The organism is Haliscomenobacter sp. (assembly GCF_041740695.1).
GTDB lineage: Bacteria > Bacteroidota > Bacteroidia > Chitinophagales > Saprospiraceae > Haliscomenobacter.
In genome coordinates this window covers 1-16,576 of sequence record NZ_JBGSLK010000040.1, presented here as the reverse complement: position 1 = coordinate 16,576, position 16,576 = coordinate 1, and the positions used below count along the sequence as shown (strand labels likewise).

General features: G+C 48.0%; 12 protein-coding genes. 7 read left to right on the top strand and 5 right to left on the bottom strand.

Translation table 11 applies throughout. The features are described from left to right. The coding region (locus tag ACEW9O_RS08590) for an IS5 family transposase (RefSeq protein WP_373549738.1) at positions 1-692 on the bottom strand (692 nt) is incomplete at its 3' end. Positions 693-944: 252 nt separating this feature from the next. Between ACEW9O_RS08590 and ACEW9O_RS08585 the strand changes: the two genes are divergently transcribed. Further along, positions 945-3,779, top strand: a complete 2,835-nt coding sequence (locus ACEW9O_RS08585) for a T9SS type A sorting domain-containing protein (RefSeq protein ID WP_373549737.1) — start codon at positions 945-947, stop codon at positions 3,777-3,779. A gap of 104 nt (positions 3,780-3,883) precedes the next feature. Here the strand turns inward: ACEW9O_RS08585 and ACEW9O_RS08580 are convergent, their stop codons facing one another. The 3 genes from ACEW9O_RS08580 to ACEW9O_RS08570 all read right to left on the bottom strand — a co-directional run bounded on the left by ACEW9O_RS08580 (position 3,884) and on the right by ACEW9O_RS08570 (position 6,369). Continuing rightward, positions 3,884-4,393, bottom strand: coding sequence for a GNAT family N-acetyltransferase (locus ACEW9O_RS08580; RefSeq protein ID WP_373549736.1), 510 nt, complete (start codon positions 4,391-4,393; stop codon positions 3,884-3,886). A 14-nt stretch (positions 4,394-4,407) separates the two neighbouring features. Continuing rightward, complete coding sequence (gene gndA / locus ACEW9O_RS08575; RefSeq protein WP_373549735.1) at positions 4,408-5,814, bottom strand: NADP-dependent phosphogluconate dehydrogenase; 1,407 nt, start codon at positions 5,812-5,814, stop codon at positions 4,408-4,410. 105 nt (positions 5,815-5,919) lie between these two features. After that, positions 5,920-6,369 (bottom strand): RpiB/LacA/LacB family sugar-phosphate isomerase, encoded by a 450-nt coding sequence (locus tag ACEW9O_RS08570; protein WP_373549734.1) that lies wholly within the window; start codon positions 6,367-6,369, stop codon positions 5,920-5,922. Positions 6,370-6,495: 126 nt separating this feature from the next. Between ACEW9O_RS08570 and zwf the strand changes: the two genes are divergently transcribed. The 3 genes from zwf to ACEW9O_RS08555 all read left to right on the top strand — a co-directional run bounded on the left by zwf (position 6,496) and on the right by ACEW9O_RS08555 (position 9,687). Further along, entirely contained in the window at positions 6,496-8,019 is a 1,524-nt protein-coding gene (gene zwf / locus ACEW9O_RS08565) for a glucose-6-phosphate dehydrogenase (RefSeq protein WP_373549733.1), read from the top strand. 122 nt (positions 8,020-8,141) lie between these two features. Further along, on the top strand, positions 8,142-9,128 hold the full coding sequence (locus ACEW9O_RS08560; RefSeq protein WP_373549732.1) for a 3-oxoacyl-ACP synthase III family protein: 987 nt from the start codon (positions 8,142-8,144) through the stop codon (positions 9,126-9,128). Between the two features lie 55 nt (positions 9,129-9,183). Continuing rightward, positions 9,184-9,687, top strand: a complete 504-nt coding sequence (locus ACEW9O_RS08555; RefSeq protein ID WP_373549731.1) for a hypothetical protein — start codon at positions 9,184-9,186, stop codon at positions 9,685-9,687. A gap of 173 nt (positions 9,688-9,860) precedes the next feature. Here the strand turns inward: ACEW9O_RS08555 and ACEW9O_RS08550 are convergent, their stop codons facing one another. Continuing rightward, entirely contained in the window at positions 9,861-11,537 is a 1,677-nt protein-coding gene (locus ACEW9O_RS08550) for a S8 family serine peptidase (RefSeq protein WP_373549730.1), read from the bottom strand. A gap of 196 nt (positions 11,538-11,733) precedes the next feature. Between ACEW9O_RS08550 and ACEW9O_RS08545 the strand changes: the two genes are divergently transcribed. The 3 genes from ACEW9O_RS08545 to ACEW9O_RS08535 all read left to right on the top strand — a co-directional run bounded on the left by ACEW9O_RS08545 (position 11,734) and on the right by ACEW9O_RS08535 (position 16,394). Continuing rightward, positions 11,734-13,941: a TonB-dependent receptor domain-containing protein gene (locus ACEW9O_RS08545; protein ID WP_373549729.1), complete on the top strand. Its 2,208-nt coding sequence runs from the start codon at positions 11,734-11,736 to the stop codon at positions 13,939-13,941. Positions 13,942-14,082: 141 nt separating this feature from the next. After that, positions 14,083-15,135: an aminotransferase class I/II-fold pyridoxal phosphate-dependent enzyme gene (locus tag ACEW9O_RS08540; protein WP_373549728.1), complete on the top strand. Its 1,053-nt coding sequence runs from the start codon at positions 14,083-14,085 to the stop codon at positions 15,133-15,135. Further along, a complete protein-coding gene (locus tag ACEW9O_RS08535) occupies positions 15,135-16,394 on the top strand; it encodes a serine hydrolase (protein ID WP_373549727.1) in 1,260 nt (419 codons plus the stop codon). Before ACEW9O_RS08540 ends, ACEW9O_RS08535 begins: the two co-directional genes overlap by 1 nt. Positions 16,395-16,576 lie beyond the last annotated feature (182 nt).

The following is a 16,576-nucleotide window of genomic DNA, read 5'->3' as shown; positions in this document are numbered from 1 at the left end:
GCTTCGTAATCAAGGGAGAGCCTTCTTGACCACATGAGCCAAGAAATCGTCCTCTCGACTTTCCATCGCTGGGGTAAGACTTCAAAAGGCGTTTTAGCAGTATCACTGCGTTTGAAAATCTGGAGTACCCATTTGAGTTTTTCGTTCAACCATTCGGCTAAGTGCTCATAGGCACCATCTCCAATAATGATTTTCATTCGCTCAAAGCCTACCAATGCTAACTTTTGAAGTAAAATTTTAGCGGCACAAGCATCATGATTGTTTGCAGGGCCAACCATAACGGCTAAAACTAAACCTAGAGAATCAATGACCAAATGCCGCTTTCGGCCCTGGATTTTCTTATGCCCATCGAAGCCTTTATCCCCAAGTCCTCGCTCTCGGTTTTTAATCGATTGTGAATCAATGATCCCAACACTAGGGGAAGCAAGTCGATCCTGTTTGATTCGTTCTTGTTCAACTACATGGCGATTGATCCGCTCCCATAAACCGCTGACTTGCCAACTCCTAAAGTAGTAGTATACAATCCCATAGGGCGGAAAATCTTTAGGGAGCATCCGCCACTGAACCCCACTGCGAGTTAGATAAAATATGGCGTTGATAATCTCCAGCAAAGAATATTTCCGCTTACGTTGTGTATCAAACAAAGAACTTATAACTTCCCATTGGGAATCAGTGATGTTGGTTGGGTACATATTTGCAAATTTTCTCCAACCAAATTACCGCTGATTCCTTTTTTCTCATTCCTCACATCTGTAAAATCTTAAATTTTTACAGGCTCTAACATCAAAGCTGCTAAAATGTTTAGGGTTTTGACAAATTACTGTCGTCTGTTTTCACTCCTGGCGTTAAAGGGAGTGCAATATGGATTAAATTACTAACTTTAGCAGGCTCAAAAATACTTTCAAAGCCCAAGAGCTTGTTTAAAATTCTACAAAACAATCATTATGAAGTGGATTAAGACTCTACTTTTTTTCTCATTCATGGCTTGCCTTGCCCAGCAGGTTTACGCTCAAGCTAATCCCTGTATTTACACGCTGGATTTAAAAGATCAACTTGGCGATGGCTGGAACGGTGCCCAACTCGAAGTACGCATCAACGCCAGAGCTACGGTATATACCCTTACCAATGGGAGCGCAGCCCGCCACTATTTGACCTTGAACAATGGGGACAGTTTGCGGCTGACCTACAAACCAGGTCCCTTTGATTTAGAGGTAGGATATACACTGCTGAATCAGGAAGGAAAAGTAGTGTACACCACCGGAACCAACAACCCGGTTGCAGGTGTCGTACTGCGCGATACCGTGGCCTGCCCTACTTGTGCACCTCCTCCTGGACCGAGTGTAACGTTTGAAGATGTACGTGCATTCACCAGCCAGTTGAGCTGGGTGGGTAACGTCACCGGAGGGACTTATTTATTGGAGTACGGCCTTAAAGGATTTACTCCGAATAAAGGGCTAGGCACCGTTGTACGGACTACGGCAACGCGTACGATACTGCGCAACCTTACTCAAAACAGAAATTACGATCTCTACTTGAGTGTGATTTGTAGTAATCCTTCCGATACGAGTTTGGTGCTCGGGCCCTTCGCTTTCCAAACCCGCTGGGCCGTTGATTTGGGCATTTCCGGCATTGAAGATCCTATTACCGATTGTGGCCTGGAATCTGGCGACACAGTAAGGGTGCTGATTCACAATTACGGTGGCGAGCCGCAATCTTTGGTGCCCTTTAAATATGCAGTTAATGGTGCACCCGTGCCAATTAGTATGCCTAAAGATGGCGTATACACTGGTGTAGTTGGCCGCGACAGTTCGGATGTAGCCGAATTTGACAATCCTTATTCATTCCCTCCCGGGGATTACGTGATCGATGCCTGGACCGAGATGAAAGGGGACAGTGTAAGTGACAACGATACCCTGCGTTATACTTTTACCAGCTTGCCAACCATCAACTCCTACCCATACACCAATTTATTAGAGGATCGGTTCACCGGCTGGACTGTAGATCAAAGCAGCGTCAATGCCAGTTGGCAATTGGGTACGCCCAACAAGCGCCAACTCAACCAGGCTTTCAGCGGCTCACAAGTATGGGCAACCAAGCTAAATGGCAGTTACAATAGCAGTGAAGTTTCATACCTTTCTTCGCCTTGTTTTAATTTTTCCGGCCTGACTGCTGATCCGGTTTTGACCTTTGCGCTTCAACTGGATATGGAAGGTTGCTGCGACGGACTTTGGGTAGAACTCAGTACTGACGGAGGCCAATCCTGGGCAAAATTGGGGGATAATACCAGTGGCATCAACTGGTACAACAATGTTACCCGCCAAATTTGGAGCAACAATGGTGGCGTGCGGGGTTGGTTCACAGCCTCACATCCCCTGCCTGGCACCGCTTCGGCACCCGATGTACGCATCCGTTTTGCTTTCCTCTCTGATTTTGCCAACAACCTGGAAGGTGCGCTGATTGACAACATTCAAGTGCATGTGCCTACACGGGACTTGTTGGCATTGAGTGTGCGCAACACCAGCGCGGATCCTTGTGGTAACGCAGCCGATCAACTGGCCTTTTCAATTGGCAACCTGAGCCGCAACAACGCGACCAACTTCAGCGTGGCCTACCGCATTAACAACGGCCCGGTAGTGACCGAAACCGTGGGCGGATTTACCCTTTTGCCCAACGCCAAAAATGCTTATACTTTCCGGGGTACGTTCAACTCCGCTACGCCAGGCACTTACAACATCAAAGCCTGGATTGTGGGGGATGTACAAGCGGCCAACGATACTGCTTATTTTACCTTCAATTCTGCTTATCCGGTGCCTTTTGGGGAAGACTTCGAGAGAGGTGGTATTCCTCGCGATTGGACCATCGACGCTGATGCAGTGGTGGTCAAGGATCGGGGCAACAGTAGCTTCACCTTGTCGGATAACCTATTTAGCGGGGATGCCAGCTTACGGGTTACCACGCCAACCTTTGGCCCCATCGTTGCCAATGACAGCCTTACTTTTGAATACCGCTACGTGAATATTTCAGGAAATGACATTACCGCAACCACATTGACCGCTAACGATCGCCTGGATGTGTCGGTATCTATAGATTGTGGGCGCACCTTTGTGCCGTTGCAATCCATCACTGTTGCCAATCATATCTCTTCAACGCAGCTGCAGCGCGTGACTGTGAAGCTGGGTGCGTATGCAACCCGCTACATTCAAATTCGGATTGTGGCAACCCGGGGAGCTGGCGACTACTGGATTGACCTGGACAACATCAACATGCTGCGTTGTGCTGCCAGACTGAACCTGAGTTCCACCATCCGCAATGCGACGGGGGCGACCATGCGCAATGGCTCGATTGCCGTGCGTGGTGATGGCAATGGTGCACCCTATAAATACAAATGGACAACCGGTGCAACGACCTCACAAATTGCCCAAATTCCGGCAGGGCCTTACAGTGTAACGGTAACCGACCGTTTTGGCTGTAGCTCGGTTCTGGATTTGGCGGTGAATTTTACGGTATCTGCCCGCGATCAGGAATTACCAGTGGAAAAACTGAGTCTGGCTCCGAATCCAACATACGATCAAACCCTGCTGCGGGTGCAACTCCGTGAAAGAGCAGATCTAAAAATACAGCTGATCAGCCCGATTGGGCAGGTACTCCGACAAGTTCAATTGAGCGGGGTACAGCAGGCAGATGTTCCGATTAATCTGGCGCAATTGCCCGCCGGGATGTATTTTGTTCGTCTGGAGGCGAATGGTAGGCAACGAGTAGAGCGAGTTGTGAAGTTTTAAAACAAAGAAGCCGCTGCAAAATTGCAGCGGCTTCTTTGTTTTAGCCGGGATTGCGGAAGGCAATATTCCTCATTTGAGTACTGAAGAAGAAATAGGCCTAAACCTTATCCGATCAATTTCTCCAACTCCAAAAACTCCAATTTCTGCGCCACAATTTCAAATTTTTCATTGTGCTCAAACGGGATGACCTTACCCGTTTTTTGATAACCGTGCCGCTCGTACCACGCAATCAATTCGGGCCTTACGGAAAACACCGTCATAAAAATGGCGCGACATTTTTTGGCCAAGGCCAATTCATCAGCCGCTTTCAACATCTTTTTCCCCAATCCCTGTGCTTGTAAAGCCGGCGATACCGTCAGCATACCCAGGTAAAGCCGATCCTGCTGCTGTTGCAGCCGGATGCAGCCGATTATTTCTCCCTCTTCGTTGGTGTATTTCAAAAAAGTAGTAGCGGGATCATTGATGACCTCCGCGAGGTTGTCTTCATCAGTACGCAGTCCTTGGATGAGGTCTGCTTCGGTCGTCCAACCCTGTTTAGAACCCTCACCCCGGTAGGCGCTATTGATCAGCGCTACCAAGGCAGGAATATCTTGATTAGATGCAATGTCGATCATGGCAAAAAAATGCTTTATTCGGCCCAATCGGTGTGGAAAATACCTGTCCGGTCGGTGCGTTCGTAGGTGTGAGAGCCAAAAAAATCGCGTTGCGCCTGCACCAAATTCAGTGGCAAACGAGCACTGCGGTAAGCATCAAAATAGGCCAAACTGGCTGACATAGCGGGCACCGGAATGCCACTGCTGACGGCGGCAGCCACCACTTTACGGAGGCCTGCTTGAGCTACTTGTAAAGAGCTGGCCAAGTCAGCATCGAGCAACAAATTGGGCAGCGCTGGATTGTTCTGGTAGGCCTGGCGGAAGTTCTCCAACATAGCAGCCCGAATGATACAACCACCCCGCCAGATGCGGGCGACGGTTTCCAGGTTCAAGCCATATTTGTATTCATTGGAAGCATCGGTCAACTGGGCCATGCCTTGCGCATAGGTGGCAATGAAGCTGAAGTACAAAGCCTGTTCAACGGCAGCAGCCAGGGTGACCGCATCTTCGTTGATCGCCTGAGCTGGGCCGTAAATTTTTTCAGCAGCTACCCTTTCCGGTTTCAAGGCGGAGAGCTCACGCAGGGTTACGGCCATATCGATGGTTGGTACCGGGATGCCCAGGTCCATGGCATTTTGGGAAGTCCATTTGCCCGTGCCTTTTTGTTTGGCTTGGTCGAGGATCATGTCGACCAACTTTTGGTCTGTTAGTGTATCATTTACCGAGAAAATATGTGCAGTGATTTCAACCAAAAAAGATTGCAGGCGCCCGGCATTCCAGCCTGAAAAGAGTTCGTGTAAGGCATCGTTGCTCAAACCTACGCCACGTTTCAATACGTCATAAGCCTCGGAAATGAGTTGCATCAAGCCATATTCGATGCCATTGTGCACCATTTTCACATAATTACCCGAGGAACCTGCCCCAAGATAAGCTACGCAAGGATCGCCATTCACTTTAGCAGAAACGGCTTCCAAAATTGGCTTAATCATCTCGTAAGCCTCTGCGTCGCCGCCGGGCATGATGCTGGGGCCAAAACGGGCACCATGGGAACCTCCCGATACGCCAATGCCCATGAAATGGATGCCTTTGGCACTCAGGTAAGTCTCCCGGCGGTTGGTGTCGGCGAAAAAAGAGTTGCCACCATCGATGATCAAATCGCCCTTATCTAATAAAGGTAAAAAGCTATCGATGACCGCATCAACCGGGCCACCGGCAGGAACCAGCAACATGATTTTGCGTGGCTTTTTTAAGGCGGCAATGAATTCCTCTTTGGCAGTGGTCCCTTTTACGGGTTTTCCAGCACCTTCTTCTTCAAGGGCATTGGCTTTGGCCAAATCGGTATCGAGGCCGATGGCCGAAAACCCATGATCTGTTACGTTGAGGATGAAATTGCGGCCCATTACTCCCAGGCCAACCATGCCGAAGTCGAATTGCTGTGACATAAAATATGGAATGATTTTAGGGGCGATAAAAAAATAAATGTTCATTTTTTTTGCCCCACTACTTAGGTGGGCAAGATACTACTTTGTCCCTATAGTGAAGCTGGATTATTGCTCTTTTTCAAGCTGTTTTACTTTGTCCAAACGACGTTCGTGGCGGGCTTCACCGCTGTATTGGGCTTTGAGAAAGGCTTGGACGATTTCCCAGGCCAATTCTTCACCAACCACACGACCGCCGATACAAATCATGTTCATGTCATCGTGCTCTACCCCTTGATGGGCCGAATAGGTTTCGGTAAGTAGCGCAGCGCGCACTCCTTTGACCTTGTTGGCGGTAAAACAAGCACCAACCCCACTGCCACACAGTACAATGCCTCGATCCACCAATCCCATTCCAACCGCTTTGGCCAAGGGAATCGCAAAATCGGGGTAATCATCGTTGGCATCATAGGCATCAGCTCCAAAATCACTGATACTAAGGTACTGTTTTTCAAGCTGTACCTTCAGTTTTTCCTTGAGCTCAAAACCGCCGTGATCGGCTGCAATTCCTATTTTCATAAGTATGGTGAATTATGACTCAATGAAGAAACAATCTCAAGGCCAAAGATGTTGGCTCAAAATATTTGCTACTTACGCTGTATCTTTGGAGCAGTTTTAACCTGTGTTTCACCCAAGCGAATTGACATGAAAAAAACGGATAATCATATTCTGGTGATTTTCGGTGCCTCTGGCGATTTGACCGAAAGAAAACTAATTCCCGCCGTATTCAATCTACATTGTCGTGGTTTTTTACCCGAAAACTTTGCGGTGGTTGGGGTAAGCCGCTCGGCTTTCTCTGACGAAGCATACCGAGAAAAGGTCGTTTTCCAAAACGAGCACCTCAAAGACGTAGGTGGGAACGGCGACCGGACCAAGTTTGCCAAGCGCATTTATTACCACGCGATGCAAACCAACAAGCCCGAAGATTACCCTGCCTTCAAGGAACGTTTGCAGCAGATCAATGCGGAGTGCAATACCGATGACAACTATATTTTTTACCTCTCCACTCCACCTAGTTTATACGAAGTCATTCCACGCAGTTTGGCAGAAGTAGGGTTGAATGACGAAGGAGATGGTTGGAAACGTTTGATCATCGAAAAGCCCTTTGGCTACAACCTGGAAACAGCGCTGGACCTCAATCAAAAGTTGCTGCAATACTTCAATGAGTCTCAGCTATATCGCATTGACCATTATTTGGGCAAAGAAACGGTGCAAAATTTGCTGATCACCCGGTTCGGCAACAGCATTTTTGAACCCATCTGGAACCGCAACTACATCCACCACATCGAAGTCACTGCCGCGGAAACCGTAGGCGTAGAAAAACGTGGTGGGTATTACGATGGCTCTGGGGCCATGCGCGATATGGTGCAAAATCACCTCTTGCAATTGGTCGCCCTGGTGGCCATGGAGCCTCCTGTACATGCTTCAGAAGCCAGTATTCGGAATGAACGGATGAAGTTGTTCCAATCGCTGCGGCCTTTGTCGGAAAAAGACATCCTGAAAAATGTCATCAGGGGTCAGTACACCAGCTCACACATCAATAAGGAATTGGTACCGGGTTACCGAGATGAAGAGGGGGTTGCTACGGATTCTCGCACCGAGACCTACTTTGCGATGAAGTTTTTCATCGACAATTGGCGGTGGTCGGGCGTACCATTTTACATCCGTACGGGAAAACGCCTGCCTACCCGGGTGACTGAAATCGTGATCCACTTCAAACCTACGCCCCATCACTTGTTCAACAAAGGCAATGGTTTGCCCAATACGGAGAACATTCTGGTCATTCGGATTCAACCTAATGAAGGGATTCTGCTGAAGTTTGCCATGAAAATCCCCGGGGCAGGTTTACAGGCCACCGATGTCAACATGGACTTCCATTACAGCGACCTCACCGATGCCTATATTCCGGAGGCCTATGAGCGTTTGTTGCTCGACTGTATCCAGGGTGATGCCACCCTTTATGCGCGGGGTGACGCAGTGGAAGCTGCCTGGGAATTTGTTGATCCGATTTTGCAAGCCTGGGAATCCAATCCCGACATCAAGATATATGGTTATCCCGCAGGCACCTGGGGCCCGGAACATGCCGATGACTTGATCGAAGGTGAAAACATTACCTGGCGTTATCCTTGTAGCAACCTAACCGAAGACTTGATTTACTGCGAACTGTAGCGCCTATTCAAAAAATATTGCGGAATATTGTCCTGCTCCACAAGTACAAAGACACTAAGAATGCCTTAGGGTCTTTGTGCCTTCGTGGCAAAACAACGCGCTAGGCAAAAAATAAACCGCAAATGAAAATACACCTAAAAGCCTGCTCTCGCATTCTCCCTGGTTCAGCCATTTTATCTCAAGATTTGGAAATACGAAGTGGCCTGCCACTAGGCTGGGCCGAAAAAAATACTGGAGTACAGTCCCGTCATTGGGCCAATCCTAGCGACAACATTACCTCGATTGCGGCAGCAGCACTCCAACAGGCACTGGATGAAGCAGAAATGACCTGTGCGGAGTTGGATTTATTGCTCTATGCTGGGGCTTCTTTTGACCACCCAATCCCCCATAATTCCTGTTTGATCAAACAAGCGATTGACCAGAATAGCGCTGATTTTCCTTGTTTTGATGTGGATGCCACTTGTTTGAGCTTTTTGCATGCCCTGGACATAGCACATCTTTATCTCCAACATCGGGGGCTAAAACGAGTGGCAATAGTATCTGCTGAATTACCCTCAAGGGCACTCAATCCTGCCGATGCCAAAACCTATACCTTATTTGGTGATGCGGCTGTGGCAGTTATTCTGGAGGCCAATGATGAACTGGGTTACCTTCCAGCACCAGCTTATTTCATCAATCAATCTGCTGGTGCCCAATTGGCCATCGTTCCGACCGGAGGCAGCAAAAGACGAGGATCGGAACCCGATACTGACCCCAATTCCTTCTTTTTTCAAATGAATGGCCGTCAGTTGATTACGATGACCCTGCGTTATTTGGATGATTTTTTGGTTAAATTGGAACAACAAACGGCCCAATCCATTCAGCACTATAACTACATCGTACCCCATCAAGCCAGCAAATTTGGCAACGAATATTTTATGCAGCGTTATGGCTTGACTGATGATCAGGTGGTGAATACCCTGAGTGCTTATGGCAATTGCGTTTCTGCATCCATTCCCCTGGGATTGTATGAGTTGTACGCGCAAAATAAATTGCAAACGGGTAAGGACGTACTGCTCATTGGCACCGCTGCGGGGTTGTCGATTGGGGCTTTGCGATTAAAATTTTAATTTTTTACCAACCCTTTGATCCACTTATACCCGTCTAACAAGAAAAAAATCCGACATGAAAAAATTGAGTTTGTTGAGCATCCTTTGCCTTTTGCTGGGTGCTTTTTCTTGTTCCCAACAAAATAGTGATGATTTGTCTACCCCTGCGTTTGCAAATCTGGGTGATGTAGACCATTTTGTATTTGGCACCTACTACGGGCACTGTTTGGGCAATTGTACCCACACCTTTAACCTGAAAGCTGGTGGCCTGTTTGCCGACAAGGTAGAGCGGGGTTACCCAGAGCCTGGTATGGATTTTGAAGACAAATCACTGTCCAAAGCAGACATCGAGTTGGCAACCAAATTATTGGCAGATTTCCCCGCCGAACTCTACAAGGAAGAAGGGGAAACTTTGGGTTGCCCTGATTGTGCAGATCAAGGTGGCTTCTATTTGGAAATCCAGGTTGGCAAAAGTGCGCCGCGGGTTTGGCGCATTGATACGGATGACAGCCGGCTTCCAGCGTATCTAAGTGCGTATACGGCTAAAGTGCGCAAGGTGGTAGAGGAATTGGAGAAGTAAAATGCTGAGCATCTTTGATGTATACCCTGAGGTGGTTCCTTGGGTGTCTTAGGTTTCTTAGGTGGTGAAAATAAAAAAACCTGCGTAGCAGGGTATGTTTTCACCACCTAAGAAACCTAAGACACCCGAGGAATCACCTTAGAAATGATGCGTTTAGTTTTTTCACTCCGCGATCAGATTTTTACCACCTTTTGCACCACCATTTCCTTTCCTCCCCAACGCAAACGCAACAGGTACATCCCTTGAGGCCAATTATTGGCATCAATTTCCACCAAACCAGGGAAATCCGCCGGAATATTGACTACTTGGCTGTACATGCGCTGTCCTTGCAGGTTGAACACTTCCAGCGTCGCATTCTCGATGGCCTGGGTGCTACGAATGGGCACTAGGAGTTGTTCGTGGAAAGGATTGGGATGGGCTAAAAGTTGCGGGCTTTGCCGCGCTTCAGCGTAACAATAAGCCGAAAGCAAACGTAAACTTTTATCAGCCCGCAGATATCCACCAGTGACTACTTTTCCACGCAAATCAGCAATCGGTTCTACACCATCCAAAATCAATCGTCGGGCCAAAAGAGCGGCTTCGGCTGGAGATTGGTGGGCTAAATCTGCTAATTGGACGCAGGGTGAGGAATACAATAAAGCGATGGCTCCAGCTACCTGCGGTGCAGCAAAAGAAGTGCCTTTATCTTCGCGATAGCCTTCACGTAAACGAGGGACGAGGACGTTTTGTGCTGGAGCAGCTAAATCTACGGTGTTAGGGCCATAAGCTTGTCGAAGTTTTCCCCGATTGTCAATATTGGTAACGACAATCAAATAATCACTGGGGCAACCAGAAGGCATGTCTCCAAATTCTTCGGTGTTGACTAATTGTTTTCCCGCTGCATTAACGGTTAAAATACCTTGTTTCCCGAGGCTATCAAAGAATGTACACCAAATTGGATAGTCTGATGAACGTAACCCGGAAACACCCCAGGAGGCATTAACGGCCACTACATAGGCACCCTTTTTACCCCCTGTCTCATTGTATAACTTGCGTTGAGTGTAGGCATAATTAAAACTACGGAGGATAACCTCTTCGTCGCCACTTCCATTCCCCCAAACGATTGTCATTAGTTTTACATCCCAATTCACCCCAGTTCCTCCAATGCCATTGTTCCCTTTTGCTCCAACAATTCCGGCAACGCCAGTACCATGGGCACTTGAGTTGAAGTCTTCAGTAACGTCTCCATTGAGCCGTAAACTATTCCAACCCCGATAATCATCGATATACCCATTCCGATCATCATCGATTCTATTGTTGGGAATCTCCTGAGTATTTCGCCAAAGGTTTGGGCGCAAGTCCGCATGATTGGTATCAATGCCCGTATCAATGATTGCCACAACGATACTATCTCCGCGAGCAGTTACCCCGCCAGTAGTGGTATCCCAGGCTTGCTGCAAGCCAATGTCCAAACCTCGGCTCCCCCCATTTTGGCCCTGGTTGTACCACTGCCATTGCTGGGGGAAGAGTGGGTCATTGGGCGTGGTGCCGCGTAGTTCGACATAGTGATTGAATTGAGCCAACGCGACGGCAGGGTCCTGACGCAACAGGTTCAGCAATTGGGTTTCATCCATACAATTCGGATCAAATTGTATTTTCCAAATGTTGAGTGCTGCTGCTACAGGTGCAAATGCCTGGATGCAGGTGTAGCCTGTTTGAACTTTTTTCTCCAGTTTGTTTTGAGCCCACAGGGTAGCATCACTATTGGGCTGAAGTTGCAAGAGGATTTCACCAGGTACGTGGTTTGGTGCTTGTGCAGTCAAAAGCAAGCTACACAGGCACAATCCAAGGAGTGTAAAAATTTTGTGCATTGGGTCAAAGTTTAGGTCGGTCCAAGTTTTGAACGCGAGTAGGGTGTTTTTATTTCCGAGTTTAGATACTGTCTGCTCATTTTAGCTAATTTTGTCCATTAGACTTTATGAACAGAAGCTCACTTGGCCAGAACGGGGTCTTTTTGAGTTACTTCTGTCCATAAAGTCTATTATTTCCCATCGAAACAGCCTTTGAATGAGAAAACTGCTTTGCGCCTTACTGATCCTCCCCGCTATTTCCCTTTTTTCCCAAAACACTGTCAGCATCAAAGTTCGCGATGCCCTTACGCAGGAACCCTTGCCGGGTGCGGCCATTTTGGTAGAAGGGTTCAACATTGGGGGGCAGACCGATTCGGCGGGCTTGCTCATCTTGAAAGGTGTTCCGGCTGGAGCCCAGACCCTGCAATGCCGTTATTTGGGCTATCGCACACAACAGCGTAGTGCTACTTTTCCATTGGCTAAAAATGTACAAATTGTCTTCTCCCTTTATGAAGCAGAAGAGGAACTGGGAGAAGTAGTCATTCGCAGTACCCGTAGCAGTAGAGCCATTGCACGGATTCCGAGTAGGGTCGAAGTCATCACCCTGGAAGAATTGGAAGAAAAAATCAACATGAAGCCCGGCGACGTCCGCATGTTGCTCAACGAAAGTACGGGCATTCAAACCCAACAAACCTCGGCCACTTCGGCCAACGCCTCCATTCGGATTCAAGGTTTGGATGGGCGATATACTCAGTTGTTGCGCGATGGGCTACCGATGTACTCAGGGTTGTCCAGTGGTTTGGGTCTGTTGCAAATTTTGCCCCTGGATCTCAAACAGGTGGAAGTCATCAAGGGCTCCACTTCCACGCTTTACGGCGGCGGAGCGATTGCCGGCTTGGTCAATTTCATCACCCGCCAACCCGAAGAAAAACCCCTCACCCGCCTTTTGGCCAATGTAAGCTCAGCGGGCGGCCTCGACCTCAGTGCGTTTACCAGTCGCAAACTCGACGATGATGTGGGCTTCACCCTCCTGGCTTCGCGCAACTCGGGCGCCTCCTACGACCCTGCTGATGTGGGCTTTTCCGCCATTCCCCGCTTCAATCGTTTGAGCATCAATCCTCGTTTTTGGTTTTATTTTCAGGAAAATACCACCATTCAGGCTGGATTCAATTACAGTGTGGAAAATCGCCTGGGTGGCGACATGAAATACGTCCAGGGTCGTGCTCAATGGGGCTATTTTGAACGCAATAAAAGCAATCGTTTTGCCACCCAGTTACAAATCGACCATAAATTCAGCAAACGCCTACAATTCAGCCTGCGCAACAGCATTGGGCGTTTTAATCGGGATTTGAGTCAGCCCCAGTATCGTTTTAAGGGTGCACAGTTGAATTCTTTTTCGGAACTACACGCCCGTTTGCGGCCCGACAACGACCGGGAGCTGATCGCCGGGATCAATTACGTTAATGAACATTTTGAAGAAGGCACCCTACAAACCCGTCGCAATCCCCTACCGCCGCGAAACTACAACCTGCGCAATTTTGGCACTTTTGCCCAATATACCTGGAGTCCCAACGAGCAGTACACCCTGGAAGCAGGCTTACGTACCGATTTGATCCAACAATATGGAGCGGCAGTATTGCCTCGTTTGGCCGTTTTGTACAAAATGACCAAAGATTTTTCGGCTCGCATCAACATCGGCCTGGGCTACAAGGCACCTACTTTGTTTACGGAAGAAAGTGAAGCCCTGGCCTACCGAGGTATTGCTTTGCCGGATGCAGATGCCCTCCGTTTGGAGCGCTCTTTTGGGGTCAATTTTGATTTCAATTACCAAGGCAGTTTTGAATTGCCCTTTTTGGATGAGGAAATTACGTATAGTTGGAACCAGTTGTTTTTTTACACCCAATTGAATCATCCGCTGATTCTGGAAACTCAAAACCAGAGCTCGCCCTATCACTTCATCAATTTGGAAGGCAATTACACGACCAGAGGCATTGAAACAAATTTTAAATTCAGTTACCAGGAGCCCTGGAAATTATTTGTAGGCTATACCCTGACCGACGCGAAACGCAAAGATGGCGGCACTTCAATCCAATTGCCCCTGACGCCCAAACACCGCATCAACACAGTACTGATGTATGAATTGGAAGACCAGTGGCGTTTTGGCCTGGAGGCTTATTATTTTAGTCCCCAACGCCTGAGTGGCGAGGATGCACGCAGCCGGGCCTATTGGATTTGTGGGTTCATGGCTGAAAAAAGCTGGGATAAGTACTCATTTTTTCTCAACTTTGAAAACTTTTTGGATGCCCGGCAAACCCGCTACGGGGCCATTTATTCCGGTTTTCCCAACAACCCTTTGTTCAAGGAAATTTATGCACCGATGGATGGTTTTGTGGTGAATGCGGGTGTGAAGATTACCTTTGAATAGTTGAGAAGGTTGAGGGAGGTTGAGAAGTTGAGGCTGCCGCGAGCGATTTTGACATGCCCTTGTCTATGTCGCTGCGGTAGCCTAAACCTTCCTCAACCTCCCTCAACTTTCTCAACTTCTCAACCCCTCAACTCACCAGGCATGTATCAAATCAATCAACTCCCCGGTCGAAGCACCCAAATCGACGCGGAAAACTGGCTTTATTTCAGTGGTACAGGCTACTTGGGCGCCGCCTGGAATGAGGATTTACAAGCCTTGGTGCAGGAAGGCATCCAGCGGTATGGCTTGCATTTTGGAGGCTCCCGCTTGTCCAATATTCAAATCAATATTTTTGGCGAAGCCGAGGCATTTTTGGCTCAATATGTTGGGGCAGAGCAAGCACTATTGTTGTCGTCAGGCACCTTGGCCGGGCAATTGTTGATGAAAGTATTGGGGGCTCATGGTGAAGTATTTCCGGCACCGGGGGCACATCCAGCCATTTGGGCAGGGTTTGGACCAATGATAAAAAGCTGGGAAGACTGGGTGAAAAAAGTACAAGAACTAGCGAATGAACCTGGCCCGCCCTTGATCCTGGCCGCCAATTCGGTTGATCCATTGTATGTACGGCAGTTTGATTTTAGCTGGTTGCAGGATTTGAAGCCCCAGCGGGAATTGATCGTTGTCATCGACGATTCACATGGGTTTGGGGTCTTGGGGGAAAATGGACGAGGTGTTTATCCACAAATTATTTTGCCCGCCGGAGCCGAATTGTTGGTCGTCAGTTCCTTGGGCAAAGCGCTGGGAATTCCAGCCGGAGTAGTATTGGGCCCAAAATCCTGGTTGGATCGTTTGCTGCGCAATCCTTATTTTGGCGGGGCCTCGCCACCTTCGCCTGCGTTTTTGTGGGCCTTGTTGCAAGGGCAGGCGATTTATGAAAAAGCTCGGCAGAAACTGCAACTAAATGTCCGTCAATTCGTACAATATTTATCGACTGGCTCAGATTTTCATTTTTTTCCGGAATATCCCGTATTTTATACCGCAAATTCTGGACTAGCAGCGTTTTTAGCAGAGCGGAAAATCCTGATTTCCAGTTTTCCATACCCCACGCCGCAAGATGAGCTGGTTACGCGCATCGTGCTGAGCAGTCTACATACTGATGGCGACATTAAAGCCTTGATTAAAATTTTACAGTTTAAATCTCAAAAACCACGATGATGAGTAGATCGATCCTCATTGTTTTTTCTTTGTGTTTGGCTTTTTTGCCCAACTTAAACGCACAAAAGAACACCCTGCGTTTGATTTTGGAAAAACAAGGCCCCGGGATGGATTCCATCCTCACTAAGGTAGATCGCTACCAGGTGCAGATCATCTACACCCAGATTGATCGCGATGCCAATAATTTTCCATCCTTTCGATCCTACACGTACAACTTGGATACCAATTTGTACTACTACCCTGCCAGTATGGTCAAAATGCCCGTTGCATTTTTAGCACTGGAAAAACTCAATCAAATCAAGGTGGAAGGTTTGTCCAAATTCAGCCCCATGCATACGGGTGCCGGACGTCCACCCCAAACTACCGCAACGGAAGATACCAGTGCAGAAAATGGCCAGCCCTCAATTGCGCAGTACATCAAAAAAATCTTTTTGGTGAGCGACAACGATGCCTACAACCGTTTGTACGAATTCCTGGGCCAGGAATACCTCAACAAACAGTTGTGGAACAAGGGTTACAAACGCAGCCGCATCATTCATCGCTTGTCGGTGCCGGGATTTGATGTGGAAAGCAACCGGTATACCAATCCGATTACTTTTTTTGACAGCCTCAAAAACCCCATCTTCCAACAAGGGCAGGTGATGAGTGCCGCTTATCCACGACTCAATTTGCGCAAACAATTGCAAGGAAAAGGCTACATCGAGGGGGATACCACCATGATCAATCAACCTTTTGATTTTTTGAACCGCAATTATATGGGTTTGGAAGAAATGCACGATATGCTCAAGGCCGTACTTTTCCCCGAGGCCGTACGCCCCGAACAACGCTTTGACCTGAGCGAAGAGGACTACAAATTTTTGTACAAATGTATGTCGGCTTATCCCCGCGAAAGTATGCATCCAGCTTATCCTGAACATGCGGAAGAAGACAATTATGTGAAGTTCCTCCTGTTTGGCGATAAAAAAGCACCACTGACCATTCCCAACAACATCCGCATTTTTAATAAAGTGGGCTTGGCTTATGGCTTCCTCAGCGATGTCGCCTATGTCGTAGATTTTGAGAATGGCGTTGAGTTCATGGTAGCGGCCACCATTCGGGTCAATAACGATGAAGTTTTTAACGATGGCAAATACGAGTACGATGAGATTGGACTGCCGTTTTTAGGCAAGGTAGGCCAGGCGATTTATGTGCACGAATTACAGCGGCCTAAGCTGGTGAGGCCGGTGTTGGCGAAGTTTAAGACTGAGGAGGGTGAGTAACAACAATTAACATGAGGCAAGTTGGTTATCCGCTAATTTGTGAATTGTCTACTAATTTTAGGATAGGTTGTTTTTGAGTTAAGAGTTACGAATACATGACTTAAGAGTTTAGAAGTGTGCTAACGCAGCGACTTAAAAACAGCCGTGGTACAAGTAGCTGCGGTAGCTCACATCTAAAGTCT